The 17,646-nt window shown below is 40.1% G+C and carries 18 protein-coding genes and 1 pseudogene; all 19 read left to right on the top strand.

Features of this window, described 5'->3' with window-relative positions; all coding sequences use genetic code 11:
• The first annotated feature begins 68 nt into the window (after positions 1–68).
• The 19 genes and pseudogenes from AACH28_RS13935 to AACH28_RS13845 all read left to right on the top strand — a co-directional run bounded on the left by AACH28_RS13935 (position 69) and on the right by AACH28_RS13845 (position 17,638).
• Entirely contained in the window at positions 69–1,259 is a 1,191-nt protein-coding gene (locus tag AACH28_RS13935; protein WP_115046979.1) for a porin, read from the top strand.
• Positions 1,260–1,296: 37 nt separating this feature from the next.
• Positions 1,297–1,599, top strand: a complete 303-nt coding sequence (ureA, locus tag AACH28_RS13930; protein ID WP_046674789.1) for an urease subunit gamma — start codon at positions 1,297–1,299, stop codon at positions 1,597–1,599.
• Positions 1,600–1,614: 15 nt separating this feature from the next.
• Positions 1,615–1,911 (top strand): annotated as a pseudogene (gene ureB / locus AACH28_RS13925) (urease subunit beta); the annotation flags it as partial.
• A 77-nt stretch (positions 1,912–1,988) separates the two neighbouring features.
• Positions 1,989–3,839 carry an urease subunit alpha gene (ureC, locus tag AACH28_RS13920; protein WP_341830762.1) on the top strand — a complete coding sequence of 617 codons (1,851 nt, stop codon included), beginning with the start codon at positions 1,989–1,991 and terminating at the stop codon, positions 3,837–3,839.
• Positions 3,840–3,849: 10 nt separating this feature from the next.
• On the top strand, positions 3,850–4,344 hold the full coding sequence (locus AACH28_RS13915) for an urease accessory protein UreE (RefSeq protein WP_075990806.1): 495 nt from the start codon (positions 3,850–3,852) through the stop codon (positions 4,342–4,344).
• A gap of 23 nt (positions 4,345–4,367) precedes the next feature.
• Positions 4,368–5,054, top strand: coding sequence for an urease accessory protein UreF (locus AACH28_RS13910; RefSeq protein ID WP_341830761.1), 687 nt, complete (start codon positions 4,368–4,370; stop codon positions 5,052–5,054).
• Positions 5,055–5,070: 16 nt separating this feature from the next.
• On the top strand, positions 5,071–5,691 hold the full coding sequence (gene ureG, locus AACH28_RS13905; RefSeq protein WP_341830760.1) for an urease accessory protein UreG: 621 nt from the start codon (positions 5,071–5,073) through the stop codon (positions 5,689–5,691).
• A 12-nt stretch (positions 5,692–5,703) separates the two neighbouring features.
• A complete protein-coding gene (locus AACH28_RS13900) occupies positions 5,704–6,645 on the top strand; it encodes an urease accessory protein UreD (RefSeq protein WP_341830759.1) in 942 nt (313 codons plus the stop codon).
• Positions 6,638–7,120, top strand: coding sequence for a hypothetical protein (locus AACH28_RS13895; protein ID WP_053003768.1), 483 nt, complete (start codon positions 6,638–6,640; stop codon positions 7,118–7,120). The genes AACH28_RS13900 and AACH28_RS13895 overlap by 8 nt, the downstream gene beginning before the upstream one ends.
• Positions 7,121–7,162: 42 nt before the next feature.
• The gene (gene mutY, locus AACH28_RS13890; RefSeq protein WP_341830758.1) at positions 7,163–8,212 is read left to right on the top strand and encodes an A/G-specific adenine glycosylase; all 1,050 of its coding nucleotides are present in this window, start codon (positions 7,163–7,165) and stop codon (positions 8,210–8,212) included.
• A gap of 19 nt (positions 8,213–8,231) precedes the next feature.
• On the top strand, positions 8,232–8,690 hold the full coding sequence (locus tag AACH28_RS13885) for a single-stranded DNA-binding protein (RefSeq protein ID WP_046674796.1): 459 nt from the start codon (positions 8,232–8,234) through the stop codon (positions 8,688–8,690).
• 236 nt (positions 8,691–8,926) lie between these two features.
• Positions 8,927–9,967, top strand: coding sequence for a phenylalanine--tRNA ligase subunit alpha (gene pheS, locus AACH28_RS13880; protein ID WP_046674797.1), 1,041 nt, complete (start codon positions 8,927–8,929; stop codon positions 9,965–9,967).
• A gap of 125 nt (positions 9,968–10,092) precedes the next feature.
• On the top strand, positions 10,093–10,668 hold the full coding sequence (locus tag AACH28_RS13875; protein ID WP_046674798.1) for a TetR/AcrR family transcriptional regulator: 576 nt from the start codon (positions 10,093–10,095) through the stop codon (positions 10,666–10,668).
• Positions 10,669–10,901: 233 nt separating this feature from the next.
• Positions 10,902–12,311 carry a 23S rRNA (uracil(1939)-C(5))-methyltransferase RlmD gene (gene rlmD, locus AACH28_RS13870; protein WP_341830757.1) on the top strand — a complete coding sequence of 470 codons (1,410 nt, stop codon included), beginning with the start codon at positions 10,902–10,904 and terminating at the stop codon, positions 12,309–12,311.
• An 11-nt stretch (positions 12,312–12,322) separates the two neighbouring features.
• On the top strand, positions 12,323–12,721 hold the full coding sequence (locus tag AACH28_RS13865) for a hypothetical protein (protein WP_075990814.1): 399 nt from the start codon (positions 12,323–12,325) through the stop codon (positions 12,719–12,721).
• A 207-nt stretch (positions 12,722–12,928) separates the two neighbouring features.
• Positions 12,929–13,681, top strand: coding sequence for a hypothetical protein (locus tag AACH28_RS13860; protein WP_336835467.1), 753 nt, complete (start codon positions 12,929–12,931; stop codon positions 13,679–13,681).
• Between the two features lie 212 nt (positions 13,682–13,893).
• On the top strand, positions 13,894–14,583 hold the full coding sequence (locus AACH28_RS13855; RefSeq protein WP_172462318.1) for an OmpA family protein: 690 nt from the start codon (positions 13,894–13,896) through the stop codon (positions 14,581–14,583).
• 307 nt (positions 14,584–14,890) lie between these two features.
• Positions 14,891–16,327 (top strand): tRNA (N6-isopentenyl adenosine(37)-C2)-methylthiotransferase MiaB, encoded by a 1,437-nt coding sequence (gene miaB / locus AACH28_RS13850; protein ID WP_341830756.1) that lies wholly within the window; start codon positions 14,891–14,893, stop codon positions 16,325–16,327.
• A 36-nt stretch (positions 16,328–16,363) separates the two neighbouring features.
• Complete coding sequence (locus AACH28_RS13845; protein ID WP_075990817.1) at positions 16,364–17,638, top strand: sigma-54-dependent Fis family transcriptional regulator; 1,275 nt, start codon at positions 16,364–16,366, stop codon at positions 17,636–17,638.
• The last annotated feature ends 8 nt before the right edge of the window (positions 17,639–17,646 follow it).

Here is a 17,646-nt window from a genome sequence, read left to right as displayed (position 1 = left end):
GTTTTGAATCGAATTCTGTTTTGAAACCGCGGGATGGCTTCTTTACCCTAGAGGAATACACTATAAGGATGAAAAAAACACGTTTACTTTTTACAACACTTGGGATTGGCGTAGCATCATTGCATGCGCAGGAGCAGGTCCAAACGGACTCTGTTCAGGCACAGAGAAGCAGCTTGCTACTGAAAGAACCCGCGAGAGCAAAATCATTTCAATTGGATGTCCTGTTAAGAGCAGGTCTGCAAACGGACAATGGCGAGGGTGCTTCTCAAGCAAAAGCAAACCTTGATGACGCCCGTATTCTGATGAGCGGGGAATACAATGATCGATTATCCTATAAAGTACGTTTTCGCCTCAATAGGTCATTTGCTCCAACGAGTCAGGATAATGGATCGCGTGCCTTGGATATGGCTTATATTAAGTACAAGTTTGGCAAGGATCTCAAATGGTCTGTTACGGCCGGTAAACAAAGTGCAATGGTCGGGAGTTATGAGTTCGAAAATAACCCAATTTACGAATATAAGTTCACAGACTATGTAGACCGTATATTGAATCTCTTCGTCGTCGGAGGAATGTTATCCTATGAAGTCAACCCGAATCATTCGTTGCATGCCCAAGTTTACAACACAACCAATGATAGTTTTATGGAGCTTCATACAAAAAATGGTTTTGCTGTAGGTGATTTGGAACGCTCTACTGTGCCTATGGGAGCCTATTTCACATGGGTGGGTGCATTTATGGACAAACGTTTTAATACGAAATGGTCTTACAACATCGCTCAGTTCGCAAAGGGACATACCAATCATGCCATTTCATTAGCGAATAAATTCAAAACAGCAAAGCAGATGCTATATCTTGATTTACAGTACTCTTATCTTGCTGTCGATCATGCAATGATTGCATCTTCTGCGATCAACGAATTTTATGGTCGAACTGGCGAGAACCGTGTATTGGCCAAAGATGTAAACTACAGCTCTGCCATACTGCGCTATGATCAATTTTTGAGTAAAAAATGGGAGCTGGCGTTGAAAGGGGGCTATGAGATTGCGGGATCGCGGGATGATAAGCAACTCGGCAAGAATTTTCGCCAAAACTGGACCTATTTTGCAGCTTTGCAACATAAGCCGTTTCATAACCAGGATCTTCGGTTCTATCTAGGTTACGTCGGTAACACCGTAAACTATAAGGGCTATATGGATATGGCCAAGAGTCAGTACAACCGCTTAGCCTTTGGGGCATATTTTACCATTCCAGTTTTATAATAATTCCTTTAACAAATTAACAAATAACTATTTTTTTATGCGTTTAACACCGAGAGAAACAGAAAAGCTGCTGTTGCATTTGGCCGGCGAATTGGCGGCTAAGCGATTGAAACGCGGGGTAAAATTAAATTATCCAGAGTGTATCGCTTACATCAGTGCCCAGATCATGGAGGAGGCTAGGGACGGAAGGTCTGTGGCGGACTTAATGTCTTATGGTACTACTTTATTGAAAAGGAGCCAAGTCATGGAAGGAGTGCCCGAAATGATCCATGATGTTCAGATCGAAGTTACTTTTCCGGACGGTACTAAATTGGTGACTGTCCATGATCCTATTCGTTAATAAATATTGAATGATATGATTCCAGGAGAATACATTTTAAAAAAAGAGGAAATCAAAGCTAATGTTGGGCACAGAACCACAAGCATCGTTGTGAAAAATGAAGGTGACCGACCTATTCAGGTGGGTTCACACTATCATTTCTTTGAAGCCAACAAGTTGCTTTCCTTCGACAGAGAGAAAGCGTTTGGGATGCGCTTGAATATTCCAGCCAGTACCGCTGTTCGTTTTGAACCAGGGGAACAAAAATCAGTTGTTCTGGTTGAGTTTGGCGGAAGTAAGGAAATCCACGGTTTTAATGGATTGACAAATGGTAAGTATACAGATCAATCGGTGAAAAGCAAAGCCATTGATAAAATGAAAAAATTAAAATTCAGACAATCGAAGTAACTATGGGAGGATGGAATAGACGCGAATGGATTAAAGTTGTAGGACTCACCACGTTGGGAACTACTGTTGGTCTACATGCGCTTGGTTTAGATAAACTAGGTTTAGATAAATCATCTGTAAAATATGTTGATGGGGAACTTTATATCCCGAGAGACAAATATGCGGCTCTTTTTGGACCGACCACTGGAGATAAGGTTCGTCTGGCAGATACAGAGCTTTTTATTGAAATTGAAAAAGATTTCAATGTTTACGGAGAAGAGAACAAATTTGGTGGCGGTAAAACTATTCGCGATGGTATGGGGCAATCGGCTCGTGCCTTGCGTGATGAGGGGGTGTTGGATTTTTGCATCACTAATGTCATTATCATTGACCACTGGGGTATTGTAAAAGGCGATATCGGTATTAAGGATGGTAAAATTGTAGGTATTGGTAAAGCTGGAAACCCAGATGTACAGGATGGTGTAACCGAGGGCATGATCATCGGTGCTTCTACGGAAGTGCATGGGGGAGCGGGCTATATCCTAACTGCAGGCGGTATTGATACGCACATTCACTTTATCTCGCCGCAACAGGTTGAAACAGCGCTATATTCTGGTGTAACTACTTTTATTGGTGGCGGTGCGGGACCAGCAGATGGAACACTGGCAACGACAGTGACCTCAGGAAAGTGGTATATCGAGCGTATGTTTGAAGCTTTTGAAAACCTTCCTATTAATGTTGGTTTTTTCGGAAAAGGTAACGTGTCGACCACTAAACCTATCGAAGAACAAATTGAAGCGGGTGCACTGGGCGTGAAAATCCATGAAGATTGGGGAGCGACTCCGGCAACAATTGATGCGGCATTGAAAGTTGCTGATAAATACGATGTACAAGTTGCGATCCATACCGACACACTGAATGAGGCCGGTTTCTTGGAAGATACTGTTGCTGCGATAGATGGTCGTGTAATCCATACTTTTCACACGGAAGGAGCCGGAGGTGGACACGCTCCGGATATTATTAAGATCGCCATGTATCCCAATATCCTCCCTGCATCTACCAATCCAACAAAACCTTTTACGGTAAATACTGCTGAAGAACACTTGGACATGCTGATGGTCTGCCATCACTTGGATAAAAATGTGAAAGAAGATGTGGCATTTGCTGATTCACGTATCCGTCCACAGACAATCGCTGCCGAGGATATTTTGCAAGACATGGGCGTATTTTCAATTATGAGTTCGGATAGCCAAGCGATGGGGCGTGTCGGAGAGGTCATTTCCCGTACATTCCAAACGGCCCATAAGATGAAAATCCAACGCGGCCCTTTAGCTGAAGATCAAGGCAAAGAAAATGATAACTTCCGTGTCAAACGTTACGTGTCTAAATTTACAATCAACCCTGCTAAAGCACATGGTATTGACCAATATATTGGTTCGATTGAAAAAGGAAAGTATGCCGATTTGATCCTTTGGAAACCAGAATTATTTGGTGTAAAACCCGAGTTGATCATCAAAGGCGGTATGATTTTGGGCGCTAAAATGGGGGATGCCAATGCGTCAATTCCGACACCACAACCAATCATTTATAGGCCAATGTTTGGGAATTATGGTAAAGCGGTTTCAAAACTATGCTTCAATTTCGTTTCGAAAATTTCTTTGGAGAACGGAAATATTCAAAAATTGAATTTGTCGCGTAAATGTCTGCCTGTGGAGGGATGTCGTACGGTGATGAAAAAAGATATGGTCCATAATCATGCAACACCAAATATCGTCGTTAATCCAGAAACCTATGAAGTAACAGTCGATGGTGTGTTGGCGACCTGTGAACCATTGAAGGAACTTCCAATGGCCCAACGGTACTTCTTATTCTAATTGGTTATTTATGTTGTTAGCAAGAGACATTAAGGGGAATATTTGGGCCGATAGCACAGATCAGAACAGTGTTGAACTTGATTTTTTGGAACTCGAATGGTTTGATACGGAAAGACGTATTATCCGAGGGTTCACTGTTGAAGGCCGAGAAATAGGCTTTAAAAATTTAGGAACGGAATCCTTGTTTGACGGTGATATTTTGTTCGAAACAAAGGAACTGCGCATTGTTGTTCGAATATTACCCTGTCCTTGCCTTGTCGTACGTCCTAAAAACCGCTTGGATATGGCTCGGATATGTCTCGAAATTGGCAACAAACATATCCCTGTTTTCATCAACGCTGCACATGAAATTATTGCAGCCTATGAAAATCCCCTTTGGGAAACCTTAGAAAGGGCGGGTTTTACACCGACGAAAGAACTACGGGTGATTGAAAGAACCCATACGTTACGCATACATCAGTATGCCGTAGTCCAGCACAAAATTACCTTGGCCAATGGGCTCTAATACTTAATTAATAACGATTACATATGAATCCATTGTTGACATTAATGCAGATTAACGACTCTGTATTTCCGATTGGAGGCTTCACACATTCCTATGGCTTGGAAACTTATATCAATAAAGATATTGTACATGATGCTAAAACTGCAAAAGAATATGCCCAAACTTTATTGGAGCATAGTTTCTATTACAACGATGCCGCTTTTTTTCATAAAGCTTGGCAATTATGTGAATCAAGGGCAACCAGGAAAAAGATCGCTGAACTGGATGCATTGATAACCGCTTTCAAAGCTCCTTATGAGATTCGGGATGCCAGTAAGAAATTGGGAATACGGTTTTTAAAATTGACAGAAAAATTAAAACCGGTCAAGCGTTGTTCGGCTTATCTAAAGGCGATAAATGCGCAAGAACAGCATGGTCACTATGCAATGGCATTTGCCATGTTTGCCCATGCGCAGGAAATTAGTTATGCAGACGCACTGAGTGCTTTTTATTATAATTCTTTGAATGGTATTATGACGAATTGTGCCAAACTGGTTCCAATTAGCCAAATGGATGCACAGCAGATTTTGTTTAAACTACAGCCCTTGATTAATAAATTGGTCGGATTACAGCCCGAACTGGATGATGATCTGATCGGAAATTGTTGTATCGCTCAGGATATTCGATGCATGCAACATGAAAAATTATACACGAGAATTTACATTTCGTAAAAAAATTGAAATAAAGATGTCTAAGAGAAATTACGTGAAAATTGGTGTTGCTGGTCCTGTGGGCTCTGGCAAGACGGCACTTATTGAACGGTTGACACGTTCGATGTCGGCAGATTATAGTATTTGTGTTGTAACGAATGATATTTATACGCGTGAGGACGCGATGTATCTACAGCAGAATTCGGCACTGCCCGCTGAACGTATTATTGGTGTTGAAACAGGAGGTTGCCCGCATACGGCAATCCGTGAAGATGCTTCGATGAATATTGAAGCTGTAGAAGAATTAGCGCATCGTTTTGAGGATGTGGAACTGATATTTGTTGAAAGTGGGGGTGATAATCTGACAGCCACGTTTAGTCCGGATCTAGCCGATTTGACCATATTCGTTCTTGATGTTGCTGAAGGCGAAAAAATGCCACGTAAAGGCGGGCCAGGTATTACGCGCTCGGATCTGTTGTTGATCAATAAAATAGACCTTGCCCCTTATGTAAATGCGGACTTGGAAGTGATGCGTCAGGACACCGTCCGCATGCGCGGTGAACGACCATTTATTTTTACAAACTTAATGACTTTAGAAGGTTTGGAAGATGTAAAATCATGGATCAAAAAGTATGCTTTGTTGGAGCCTGTAGGCTAAATTTTATCGTATATGGATAGCAAAATCGTATTAAATGTTGCCAAAGAGGACGGCAGAAGCAGATTGAAGGAGAGTTATCATAATGCACCTTATAAACTAACGCATTATGGCGCGGCAGGATTGACCAACCATTTGGAAATGATCATCATGAGTGCATCGCCTGGTATTATGGATACGGATTATTTGCATATTGATGTTCGTGTGAAAAAAGATGCACAATTGAAGCTTTTTACACAGTCCTTCAATAAGCTTCACCCCATGAAAACGGGCGCAAGACAACATACAGACGTGCATGTGGGGGCCGGCGGCTTGTTTCATTACATTCCACATCCGGTAACGCCGTTTAAGGATTCTATTTTTAAGGCAAGCAATCATATTCACTTGGCTGAAGATGCGGTTTTGATGTGGGGGGATATTATTAGTGTGGGTAGAATCCACATGAAAGAGGCATTTGAGTTCGATAGTCTGCATACGCAAACCAAGATTTTTAGAAATGGTAAACTGTCTTTTATTGACAATCAGGTTTTGCGGCCCAAAAGTCAGCCGATACAGAAGATATTGTTTTTTGAGGGATACACCCATCAGGCCACTTTTGTGTTCTCGGCTCTTTTTGCGCAAGAATTAAAATATGAATTGGATGAAATCTTAACTGTCGAATACAACGATATTTCTTATGGTTTTACACAGGCTTCAAAAGATGTGGTTATCCTGCGTGCTTTGGGTACTGATGGAGAGTTATTGTACGACTTCTTACACATGTTGGGGCAATTGTGTTGGGATTTTACACAATATAAGCTTTCTGAAAAGAAGGAAGAGACAACAGTTGAAGCGATAGCGGAAGATGAGAAATCGAAGGCCGAGGAAATCAGCGTCATTGAACAGCGCAAACCCCGTCGAAAAAGTAAGCCCGAGTTGATGGAAGCTGTCGTGGTGGAAGGAACTAATTATGCATAAGGAGAGCCTGCACGAGGAGATATGGATTGATGTTATCCCTGATTTTGACCAATTGAAGCTGGGCCGCGATTCAGATATTTTGGATCTTTCCTATTATGAAGTAAATAAGCGCGTTATCCAGCGAAAAACAAGAAAGGGTAATCTGGTGCGCATACAGCGCGATGATAGCAGCGCACTGCGTTCAGGACAGTGTATTTATCATCGCGGTGATTTATTTATCCAGGTCAACATTTTACCTTGTCTTTGTGTATTGTTGGATTGTCAGAATCTATCAGTTGTGGGCGAGTTCTGCTTCGACGTGGGCAATCGGCATCTGCCAGTTTATCTCAAAGCAGATGGGCGATTTGCTGTTTCCTATGACGGACGTCTCTATCAGGCGCTAAAAGAAAAATACAAGGGCTTTATCACGTTGGAAAATACGATTTTGGAACCTGATGAGCAGATTACCTACATTCGTAGGCCTATCCTCGAATGATGAAATGCTGGTTTTAGCGAAAAATTGCGCATTTTTGTCGCTATGAAATTTGGCGAGGAATTGCAAGCATGGTATCGACAGCATAAACGAGATCTGCCGTGGCGAGAAACAAAAGATGCCTACAAAATATGGCTTTCTGAAATTATTCTGCAACAGACTCGTGTCGAACAGGGCTTACCCTATTATGTACGTTTTGTCGAGCGATTTAAGAATGTTGTGGAATTTGCGAATGCAGAAGAAGATGATATTCTCCATCTTTGGCAAGGTCTGGGTTATTATTCTCGAGGACGGAACATGCATAAGGCTGCCCGAATTGTTCGCGATCAGTATCAGGGTGTCTTTCCGGTAGATTATCAAACATTAATAACGCTTCCGGGAATAGGTGAGTATACTGCTGCGGCGATATCTTCTTTTGCGAACGATGAAGCCCAGGCGGTATTGGATGGAAATGTGTTTCGTGTACTAGCGCGATACTATGGCATAGAAACACCTATCAATTCTACAGAAGGAAAGAAGATTTTTACAGCTATCGCTAAAGAAAATCTTGATCGTAAACACCCGACATTGTATAATCAGGCAATTATGGATTTTGGGGCTACCCATTGTAAGCCCAAGCTGCCTTTATGTGAATTCTGTATGTTTCGTCCTTCCTGTTATGCGCTGAGTCAGGGGCAGGTAGAGCAGTTGCCTGTAAAGCTTAAAGCCAAGGCAAGTAAAGATAGATACTTTAATTATTTTATCTTGAAGGACAACGATCGGATACTGATGTCCAAACGCGGTGCAAGTGACGTTTGGCAGAACCTATATGAGTTTCCGCTTTTGGAGTCTAACTACAGCTTGTCTATTCCGGATGTTCTTAGCGATGAGTGGTTTATTTCCTGTTTCGGCCCCGATGCACAACTTTATGTTTTACAGCAGCAGACAAAACATATCCTGAGTCATCAGAATATCTACGCGACATTTTTTGAGGTGCGGTTAAAAGGCGATCTAATTCAAAAAAAATCCAATTGGGATTATGTATTTCTAAAAGATTTAGATAAATTAGCTAAACACAAGTTGATCTTTACCTTTTTGGAAAGGTCAAATTTTTAACCATTTATGCTTTTAAATTATGTCAGGAGTTAACAAAGTCATTTTAGTGGGACATCTTGGAAAAGATCCCGAAATTCGCTATTTAGAAGGTAATGTCTCTGTCGCCAGTTTTCCATTGGCAACATCAGAAACGTATAACAAAGACGGGAAAAGAGTAGAACAAACCGAATGGCACAATATTGTAATGTGGCGAGGTCTGGCTGACGTGGCTGTAAAATATCTAACAAAGGGGAAGTTAGTTTATATTGAAGGTCGACTGCGGACGCGTACTTATGAGGATAAGGAGGGTATTAGACGATATGCTACAGAGGTTGTCGCTGAAACCTTCACGCTTTTAGGTCGTAAATCGGATTTTGAACCGAATGCTGGTGTAAGTGCTGGTAATACAGCAAACACGCAGGCGCAAAAAGTCGAAGATAAGGAAGTGGAGGTCGATTTTACGGAGAATGATCAGGAGGATAATCCATTACCATTTTAAGCTGAAGAATTTGAGATTATGTAAAAACTTTACATGTATAATAACTATTGTAAAATCATCGATAAAACAAAAGAGCAGGCAACTAAGCCCGCTCTTTTGTTTTATCAGCGTTTTAGCCGTATAATCTGATTCCTTTCTCCCAAGCGAGCATGCTGTTTCTGTTGTGATGTTTTTAATGCCCGGTCGAAGTTCAAAATTTCTTTTTGGTGGAAATTTTGGCTATGTTTGCTCTAATTATGTTGCAAGATAGAATTACGCAGTATACTGAAGAGATTAAGGCATTTGCGCCAGCTTCTTCAGCCGATGTAGAAAATTTCAGATTGAAGTTTTTGGTTTCCAAAGGGATTGTGAAAAATCTTTTTGATGAATTCAAAACAGTTACGCCTGAAGAGAAGCGTACTTTGGGAAAAGTGTTGAATGAATTTAAGCAGTTAGCAGAAAATACATTCAAAGAAGCACAAGAAAAGTTCGGGTCTGGTGAGAAGCAAAAATCCCAGGAACTAGCGGGTGATTTAACATTGCCTGGTCAAGGTTTTCAGCTGGGGTCTAGACATCCCATCTCTTTAGTTCGTAAAGAAATTGTTGAAATTTTCAAGAAATTAGGCTTTATTGTATCAGAAGGACCGGAAATTGAAGATGATTGGCATAATTTCTCCGCACTAAATTTTCCGCCGGAACATCCTGCGCGTGATATGCAAGATACTTTCTTTATCAAAAAACAAGAAGGTAATGACATTACATTGAGAACGCACACCTCTTCGGTTCAGGTGCGTTTAATGGAAGCCGGGAAACCGCCATTTCGTGCGATAATGCCTGGACGTGTTTATAGAAATGAAGCTATATCAGCCCGTGCGCACTGTTTCTTTCATCAGGTAGAAGGTTTATATGTAGACGAAAATGTTTCTTTTGCCGATTTGAAACAAACGTTATATCATTTTGTTCAAGAGATGTATGGTGAAGGTACCAAAGTGCGTTTCCGTCCGTCCTATTTTCCTTTCACTGAACCTTCGGCCGAAATGGATATCTCCTGTACAATCTGCAAGGGGGCAGGGTGTAACTTGTGTAAGTACTCTGGCTGGGTAGAAATTTTAGGTTGCGGTATGGTCGATCCTAACGTGCTTGATAACTGTGGTATCGATAGTAAAAAGTATTCTGGTTTTGCTTTTGGTATGGGAATAGAACGTATCACAAACCTTAAATATGTGATTAAAGACTTACGTCTTTTCTCAGAAAATGACACACGTTTCTTGTCTCAATTTGAGACTGAATTAATATAAATTAATCATTGTAAAGATTGTGGCATCACATTATTCTCTACGATAACTAGGAAAGAGAACAATGTGATGCTTTTTGGTCTTTAGGCTTTGTAGATGACTTTCAACATTCGTACGATCTAACGTATATGGAACCAGATTATATTATTGAATCCATAAAAAGAACAGCACGTGAGCTCTTTCGTCAAAATGGCTATCATAAAACCAGTGTGAACACATTGGCAAAAAAAGCTAAGATTGCGAAGGCGACAGTGTACAAGTATTTTGATAGTAAAGAAATGATCCTGCATGCCATTCTCATGGATTATCTTCGTGCGAGTCTGCAGGATATTTTGAAAACAACCAAATATGAAGATGATATGGCTTCGTTTTTGGCGTCTACAATATTGCGGGTAAGCCGACTGACCTATACGGCTTGCAATGAATTGATCGGCTGGGAATTTATCCGGGAATCTGCAAACGCCCAAGAATATTTAAAAACGCTGTCTGAAGATTTGGAGTTTCTGCTCTTAAGTACATTCATTCAGAATGAAAAGATAAATGAAGCGATTAGCGAAGAGAAGCTGACCTTTTTGATCAAGTCCAGTAAAAGTATTGTGTTTTCTTTTGCTTTTACGGCTGTCTCAGATGCCGATGTGCGGAAAAACTTTATTTCGTTTCAGAAAGAAATCCTTCCTTATCTTGTTCAGGCAACAGTTCAGTAAAATTATCCTAAGCCTTTCGTCTCTGTCCAAATCGCGGCGCCATCTTTTGAGTATAGCTCTCTTTTCTTATGATTCTCTTGTACGGGAGTTACTTTTGCCCATACTCCGTTGTTCCATTGTTTCCTTTAGGAAGTTACGAGCCTGTTAAGAACCCGTTTATACCAGTGATAATCAATGCCTATAAATAATTTATGCAGATGAAAAATCGGTATAAATTTGTATTTTTGCACCCTATGAGTAGAAGAATTCCGCAAGAGAAAAAGTTCTTGAAAGATATTGCCATCATTGATATTGCCGAAGAGGGTAGAGGTGTTGGAAAAACCGAAGATTTGGTTTTGTTTGTAGAAAAAGCTGTTCCTGGTGATGTTGTTGACGTGGAGCTTATGCGCAAGAAAAAGAATTTTGCGGAGGCTCGGGTGACCAGTTTAAAAGAGGCTTCATCTTATCGTGTAGATCCGTTTTGTGAACATTTCGGAGTGTGTGGCGGATGTAAGTGGCAGCATATGACCTATGATGCTCAGCTAAAATTTAAGCAACAATCTGTCGATAATGCCCTTTCGCGTATTGGGAAAGTAGATACTTCGGCGATGGAAAGTATTTTAGGCTCTGCGCAAACAGAATATTACAGAAATAAATTAGAATATACTTTTTCAAACAAAAAATGGTTGACTTCTGTTGATGAAGATTCGTCCCAATTAGAAATGAATGCACTGGGTTTTCACGTGCCTGGACGTTTTGATAAGATTTTAGATATCGATCATTGTTTTTTGCAAGAAGATCCGTCAAATGAAGTTCGTAATAGTATCCGTGATTTTGCTCTTAGTCAAGATATGACGTTCTACGATTTGCGTGAACACACAGGTGTATTGCGTAATTTGATTATCCGTATTTCTTCAACCGGGGAGATGATGGTGATCGTTGTGTTTGCATATCCGGAAGAAGGACAGGTTGAGTTGTTGATGGAATTTGTTAAAGAAAAGTTTCCTCAAGTCGCTTCCCTGTTATATATTGTAAACCAGAAACGCAATGATACAATCTTCGATCAGGATATTCATGTATATGCCGGTCGTGATTTTATCTATGAGGAGATGGAGGGCTTGCGTTACAAAGTTGGGCCTAAGTCGTTCTATCAAACAAACTCTGCACAAGCGTATGAGCTGTATAAAATCACACGTGACTTTGCCGATTTAAAGGGGGATGAGTTGGTGTATGACTTGTATACAGGAGCGGGTACAATTGCAAACTTTGTCGCTAAGAGGGCGAAAGAAGTTGTTGGTGTAGAGTATGTTCCTACTGCCATTGAGGACGCTAAAGTCAATTCGTCGATCAATGATATTACGAATACAAAGTTCTACGCTGGAGATATGAAAGATGTGTTGACCCCTTCCTTCATAGCTGAACACGGAAAACCAGATGTGGTGATTACAGATCCACCACGTGCAGGAATGCACGCTGACGTTGTAGCTCGTTTGTTAGAAATGGAATCACCGCGTATTGTATATGTCAGTTGTAATGCTGCTACACAAGCACGCGATTTGGTGTTGTTGGGCGAAAAATATGAGGTGAAGCGGATCAAGCCAGTAGATATGTTTCCGCATACCCAACACGTTGAGAATGTGGTTTTATTGGAATTAAAGAAGTAATAGCATACAGTATGGAAGTAGAAGATTTATTTGCAGGATCTGCAAGAGAAGAAAATACACCGTCTACAGAGCAAAGTCCATTAAAAAGTCTGCAGGTAGATCTCGATTTTTATAGTGAATCAATCCGCGAAGTAGCGCTGGAGATTGTTGAAGAAGGTTATTCTGACTATCCAATTTTTGTTGCACATCAGCATGAAGTTTCTGTTGGCGAAGTGATATTAGATCGTAAGGAACTGGAGACGAAATGGAGCATAAACGCCTCGACACTGGAAGAGTTTGTAGAAATGGATATTATTCAAGAAGATCGTAAAGCGTCTTTTATTCAGAACTACAAGCCTGCGAAAGACTATATGTGTTTGTTTGTTGTAGTGACTGAAGGCGCTAATTTTGTTTTTTATCCATACAAGTGATAAACAAAGAATATTTAAACTTTTTTAACAGTACAAGTGTCAAACTATTACTACTTTTAGCAAAGTAGGTTAGGTGCAACAGGGAATTAATAAGATCGAAATAAATTATAAACTGTTCCTTACGGAAGTGAATGTTTGGCCCAATGAAAATGGTGAGAATTACAATCGCACTGAAACCAATTGGGGTAATTGAAAAGAGATAATAGGATGAAAATAATACATATACATATATTTGGGCTTTTTTTGTTGTTATTCACCTATTTCGGAGCTACTGCGCAACAACAGCAGAAGGTTTCGGGAATGGTGCTGCAAAAAGGGAACGGTAATCGTATTGGAGATGCTGTGGTGCTTAATATGCGCACGCACAGATCAACGTTGAGCAACTCTTTTGGTGTTTTTACGATTGATGCATCGGTAGGAGATTCCCTGTCTTTTACCAAAGTCGGGTATTCACCTGTTAAAACCGTGCTGACCAACCTGAATGAGTTTTATGTGGAATTGCAAGAAGGGATACGATTGGAGACCGTCATCGTTGAACGAAAAACGAAGGAGGCCGAATTAAATGATGCCATGAATAATTACGCTAAAAAAGGTGTTTATAATGGGGGTAAAAATAAGTTCGGAACCTATTTAGGTAGTCCTGCCACCGCTCTTTATAATCTTTTTGGAAGGGAAGCCAAAAATGCGAAACGCTTTGGGCGATTTATGGATAGGGAGAAGGAAGAGTTACAAGTTGATCGTATTTTCTCTCGTGAAGCCGTTAAAAATCTGACGAAGCTGGATAGTACAGAATTAGACGCCTTTATGATACGTTACCGTCCATCTTTTGATCTGGCTGAGCATTGGGGACAGTATGATTTAATGCATTACGTACAACAATCTATGGACGACTTTAATGCAAAGGGAAGGCCTAAAGGAGCTCTTTTACCTGATATTGAAGTAAAGACCCAAGAAAAATAAAAACATTTTGCTTTTGTTACTGTTAGCTGTTTGTACGAGTAGGAAAAGGTGATTTAAAATTATGTAGCGTATCGACGTCATTTTTGGAAGTTTTAGAGGCCTTTTTCGGTGTTTTGTAACAAAAAAGTTGATAAAAATATCTTTTGGCACTTTGTTTGATTTTAGTAGAACAGTATTTAATTTGAATATTAAAAGTCTTAGATAGCATACATATGAAAATGAATAGAAAATTGGCTGTATTAGGTTTGACAGTTGCAACCTCAGCTATGTTATTTGGAAGTTGTTCTACCATCCAAAATACAAATAATACGACTAAAGGTGGCGTAATCGGTGGTGTTGCCGGAGGTGCTTTAGGCGCTTTGATCGGTGGTAAAGCTGGTAATACGGCTATCGGTACATTAGCAGGTGCTGCAATTGGTGGAGCTGCCGGTGTATTGATTGGTAAAAAAATGGATAAGCAAGCTGCTGAGATTTCTAAAACTGTTGAAGGAGCTGAAGTTACGCAATCTGCGGAAGGTATCGTGGTTAAGTTTGATTCAGGTATTTTATTTGATTTCAATAAATCAGATTTAAAAGCGTCAGCTAAAGATAATATTGCAAATTTGGTAACAACCTTGAACAAAGAACAAGGTACTGAAATCTTAGTTATCGGACATACGGATAATGTAGGTACGTTGGCTGCGAATGAAAAAGTATCTTTGGACCGCGCAAATTCTGTACGTGCATTTGCGGTATCTAAAGGCTTAGCGTCTTCGCGTATTAGAACTGAAGGTAGAAACTTCTCTGAACCAATTGCAAGTAACGATACGGAAGCAGGACGTGCTCAAAATCGTCGTGTTGAAATCGTTATTGTGGCAGGTGATCAAATGAAGAAAGAAGCGAAACAACAAGCAGGTCAGTAAGCATTCTCAGGAATATTCTCCTGAAACAAATCTATTGATCTTGAATTATAAGGAAGCGTTGATTTAATCAACGCTTTTTTTGTGAAATACAGCGTGTCAGAATTTTATATAGTCCATTTGCTCCTAAAATTTGACAAAGGATAAACCATATTTCTGTCTGACAAACTGTCATTATATGGATTTAAATTTCTAACTTTGTAGTCTTTGAAATAACTAAGGGCATAAAATCAGATCAGCAAAAGATCGGTCATTGCATTGGTTATGCCATCGAAAATAATAAAAATTATATTCTATTGAATATCGAGCTATGCTAGATTTAACACATACCACTAAGGAACACGACGAATCTCGTCAGGGTGAGGCATTATTATTAGAACAGGATCCGACGTTAAGTAATGGACGCAAACTGTATATTGAAAGTTACGGTTGCCAGATGAATTTTTCGGATAGTGAGATTGTTGCTTCTATTTTGTTGGATAAGGGATTTGAAACAACCAAGAATTATCAGGAAGCTGATGTGGTTTTTATTAATACCTGTTCAATTCGCGAAAATGCAGAACAGCGTGTGCGCAATCGTCTAAAGGAATTTGAAGCTGCTAAAGCAAAAAATCCTGGAATGATCGTTGGTGTGCTGGGGTGTATGGCGGAGCGTTTGAAATCGAAATTCTTAGAGGAAGAGAAGTTGGTTGATGTCGTTGTAGGGCCAGATGCTTATCGCGATCTACCAAATTTGATTGATAAGGTTGACGATGGAGCTAAAGCTGTAAACGTTTTGTTATCTAGAGAGGAAACGTATGCTGATATTAATCCAGTCCGTTTGAATTCAAATGGTGTAACAGCTTTTATTTCGATTATGCGTGGCTGCGACAATATGTGTTCTTTCTGTGTTGTTCCTTTTACACGTGGACGTGAACGTAGCCGTGATCCACAATCTATCGTGAAGGAGGCTCAAGATCTCTTCAATGCAGGCTATAAGGAGGTTACGTTGTTGGGACAAAATGTGGATTCCTACAAATATACTGCTCCAGTAGCTGAAGGGGAGGAACCGGGTGAAACGATCACATTTGCTCGTTTGCTTACGATGGTTGCTGAAATCAGCCCGCTTTTACGTATTCGCTTCTCTACTTCCCATCCAAAAGATATTACAGATGAAGTTTTATATGCAATAGCTTCGCATGAAAACATTTGTAATTATATTCATTTGCCAGTTCAATCTGGAAATTCCCGTGTATTGGAATTGATGAATCGTACCTATGACCGTGAATGGTATATGGAACGTGTGGATGCCATCCGTCGTATTATTCCTGAATGTGCTATTTCTACAGATGTTATTACAGGTTTCTGTACTGAAACAGAAGAGGAGCATCAGGAAACATTATCTATGATGGATTATGTCAAATACGATTTCGCCTATATGTTTGCTTACTCGGAAAGGCCAGGTACTTTGGCTGCAAAAAGATACGCAGATGATATTCCAGAGGATGTAAAAAAACGTCGTTTAACAGAAGTTATCAATAAACAGCGCGATCATAGCTTATATCGTTATCAACATTTTGTTGGCAAAGTATGTAAAGTGCTTGTTGAGGGATTTTCAAAAAGGTCTGAGTTCGATTTTTGCGGTCGTAATGATCAAAATGCATTGGTGGTCTTCCCAATAGATCCTCGATTTAAACAAGGTGATTATGTGAATGTACTTGTCGAGTCATGTACTTCTGCGACATTATTAGGAAAGATTGTTGATTAAGAAAACTTAGATTGTTTTATTTCCAACTGGAAATTTATGGATAACCAAGATATAAAGAATAGATTTGGAATTATCGGTAATTCGCCTTTGTTAAACCGTGCTATCGATATTGCACGACAAGTGGCTCCAACTGATATCTCCGTATTAATACAGGGTGAAAGTGGGAGTGGTAAAGAAGTTTTTTCGCATATTATCCATCAATTGAGCTCCCGTAAGCATGGCCCTTTTATTGCGGTCAATTGTGGAGCTATACCAGAGGGGACCATTGACTCCGAGTTGTTTGGTCACGAAAAAGGCTCTTTTACGGGTGCCCATGAAGCCAGGAAGGGATATTTTGAAGTTGTTGATGGTGGAACAATCTTTCTGGATGAAGTGGGTGAGTTGCCTTTGGGGACACAAGCGAGATTATTACGCGTATTGGAATCAGGGGAGTATATCCGGGTAGGGTCATCCAAGGTACAGAAGACAAATGTGCGGGTGGTTGCTGCGACAAATGTGAATGTGTTTGAAGCCGTACAAAAAGGTAAATTTCGTGAAGATCTTTATTATCGCTTAAATACTGTACCCTTGCGTGTGCCGTCTTTACGTGAAAGACCTGAAGATATCAACTTATTATTTCGCAAGTTTATTGTGGACTTTTCTGAGAAATACCGTACACCTGGCGTTCAATTGACAGAAGATGCACAGAATATGCTACGCAACTATAGCTGGCCCGGAAACGTGCGTCAACTGAAAAATGTTGCGGAACAAATCGCTGTTTTGGAGAAAGAACGCATTGTTGATGCATATACACTTCAAAATTATCTGCCCAATGAATCTAGAACGAGTTTGCCAGCGGTCGTTCCTTCAAATAATGGTGGAAAAGAGGATTTTTCAGAAAGAGATTTGCTGTATAAAGTCTTATTTGATATGAAGAAGGATATGGTTGATCTGAAAAAACTGGTGGTTGAATTAATTCAGAAAGGTGTCGATTCTAACACATTTGATCAAAATTCTCCCTACATTAATCAATTGTATCAGGAGATTGAACCACAATTGAAAGCAGATCCAGAAAATTATAATACAACCCCAACGCTAACGATACATTCTCCGGCAAATCCGACCAATGTATTAAAAAATCCTGTTGCACAGGATGAATATCTTCAGGATGCTCAAGAAGTTGAGGAATCTTTATCGCTTGTCGATAAAGAGTCTGATCTGATCAAGAAAGCACTGAAAAAGCACCGTGGTAAACGTAAAGCTGCTGCGCAGGAGTTGGGAATTTCTGAAAGAACTTTGTACAGAAAAATTAAAGACTTAAATTTAGATTAAGGTTTACA

The organism is Sphingobacterium thalpophilum (genome assembly GCF_038396785.1).
In the GTDB taxonomy this organism is placed as follows: Bacteria; Bacteroidota; Bacteroidia; order Sphingobacteriales; family Sphingobacteriaceae; genus Sphingobacterium; species Sphingobacterium thalpophilum_A.
This window is presented reverse-complemented; position numbering and strand designations above follow the sequence as displayed.

Coding starts and splice junctions, on each gene's coding strand:
- AACH28_RS13935 (WP_115046979.1), top strand. CDS start 69: ATGAAAAAAACACGTTTACTTTTTACAACACTTGGGATTGGCGTAGCA.
- ureA (WP_046674789.1), top strand. CDS start 1,297: ATGCGTTTAACACCGAGAGAAACAGAAAAGCTGCTGTTGCATTTGGCC.
- ureC (WP_341830762.1), top strand. CDS start 1,989: ATGGGAGGATGGAATAGACGCGAATGGATTAAAGTTGTAGGACTCACC.
- AACH28_RS13915 (WP_075990806.1), top strand. CDS start 3,850: ATGTTGTTAGCAAGAGACATTAAGGGGAATATTTGGGCCGATAGCACA.
- AACH28_RS13910 (WP_341830761.1), top strand. CDS start 4,368: ATGAATCCATTGTTGACATTAATGCAGATTAACGACTCTGTATTTCCG.
- ureG (WP_341830760.1), top strand. CDS start 5,071: ATGTCTAAGAGAAATTACGTGAAAATTGGTGTTGCTGGTCCTGTGGGC.
- AACH28_RS13900 (WP_341830759.1), top strand. CDS start 5,704: ATGGATAGCAAAATCGTATTAAATGTTGCCAAAGAGGACGGCAGAAGC.
- AACH28_RS13895 (WP_053003768.1), top strand. CDS start 6,638: ATGCATAAGGAGAGCCTGCACGAGGAGATATGGATTGATGTTATCCCT.
- mutY (WP_341830758.1), top strand. CDS start 7,163: ATGAAATTTGGCGAGGAATTGCAAGCATGGTATCGACAGCATAAACGA.
- AACH28_RS13885 (WP_046674796.1), top strand. CDS start 8,232: ATGTCAGGAGTTAACAAAGTCATTTTAGTGGGACATCTTGGAAAAGAT.
- pheS (WP_046674797.1), top strand. CDS start 8,927: ATGTTGCAAGATAGAATTACGCAGTATACTGAAGAGATTAAGGCATTT.
- AACH28_RS13875 (WP_046674798.1), top strand. CDS start 10,093: ATGGAACCAGATTATATTATTGAATCCATAAAAAGAACAGCACGTGAG.
- rlmD (WP_341830757.1), top strand. CDS start 10,902: ATGAGTAGAAGAATTCCGCAAGAGAAAAAGTTCTTGAAAGATATTGCC.
- AACH28_RS13865 (WP_075990814.1), top strand. CDS start 12,323: ATGGAAGTAGAAGATTTATTTGCAGGATCTGCAAGAGAAGAAAATACA.
- AACH28_RS13860 (WP_336835467.1), top strand. CDS start 12,929: ATGAAAATAATACATATACATATATTTGGGCTTTTTTTGTTGTTATTC.
- AACH28_RS13855 (WP_172462318.1), top strand. CDS start 13,894: ATGAAAATGAATAGAAAATTGGCTGTATTAGGTTTGACAGTTGCAACC.
- miaB (WP_341830756.1), top strand. CDS start 14,891: ATGCTAGATTTAACACATACCACTAAGGAACACGACGAATCTCGTCAG.
- AACH28_RS13845 (WP_075990817.1), top strand. CDS start 16,364: ATGGATAACCAAGATATAAAGAATAGATTTGGAATTATCGGTAATTCG.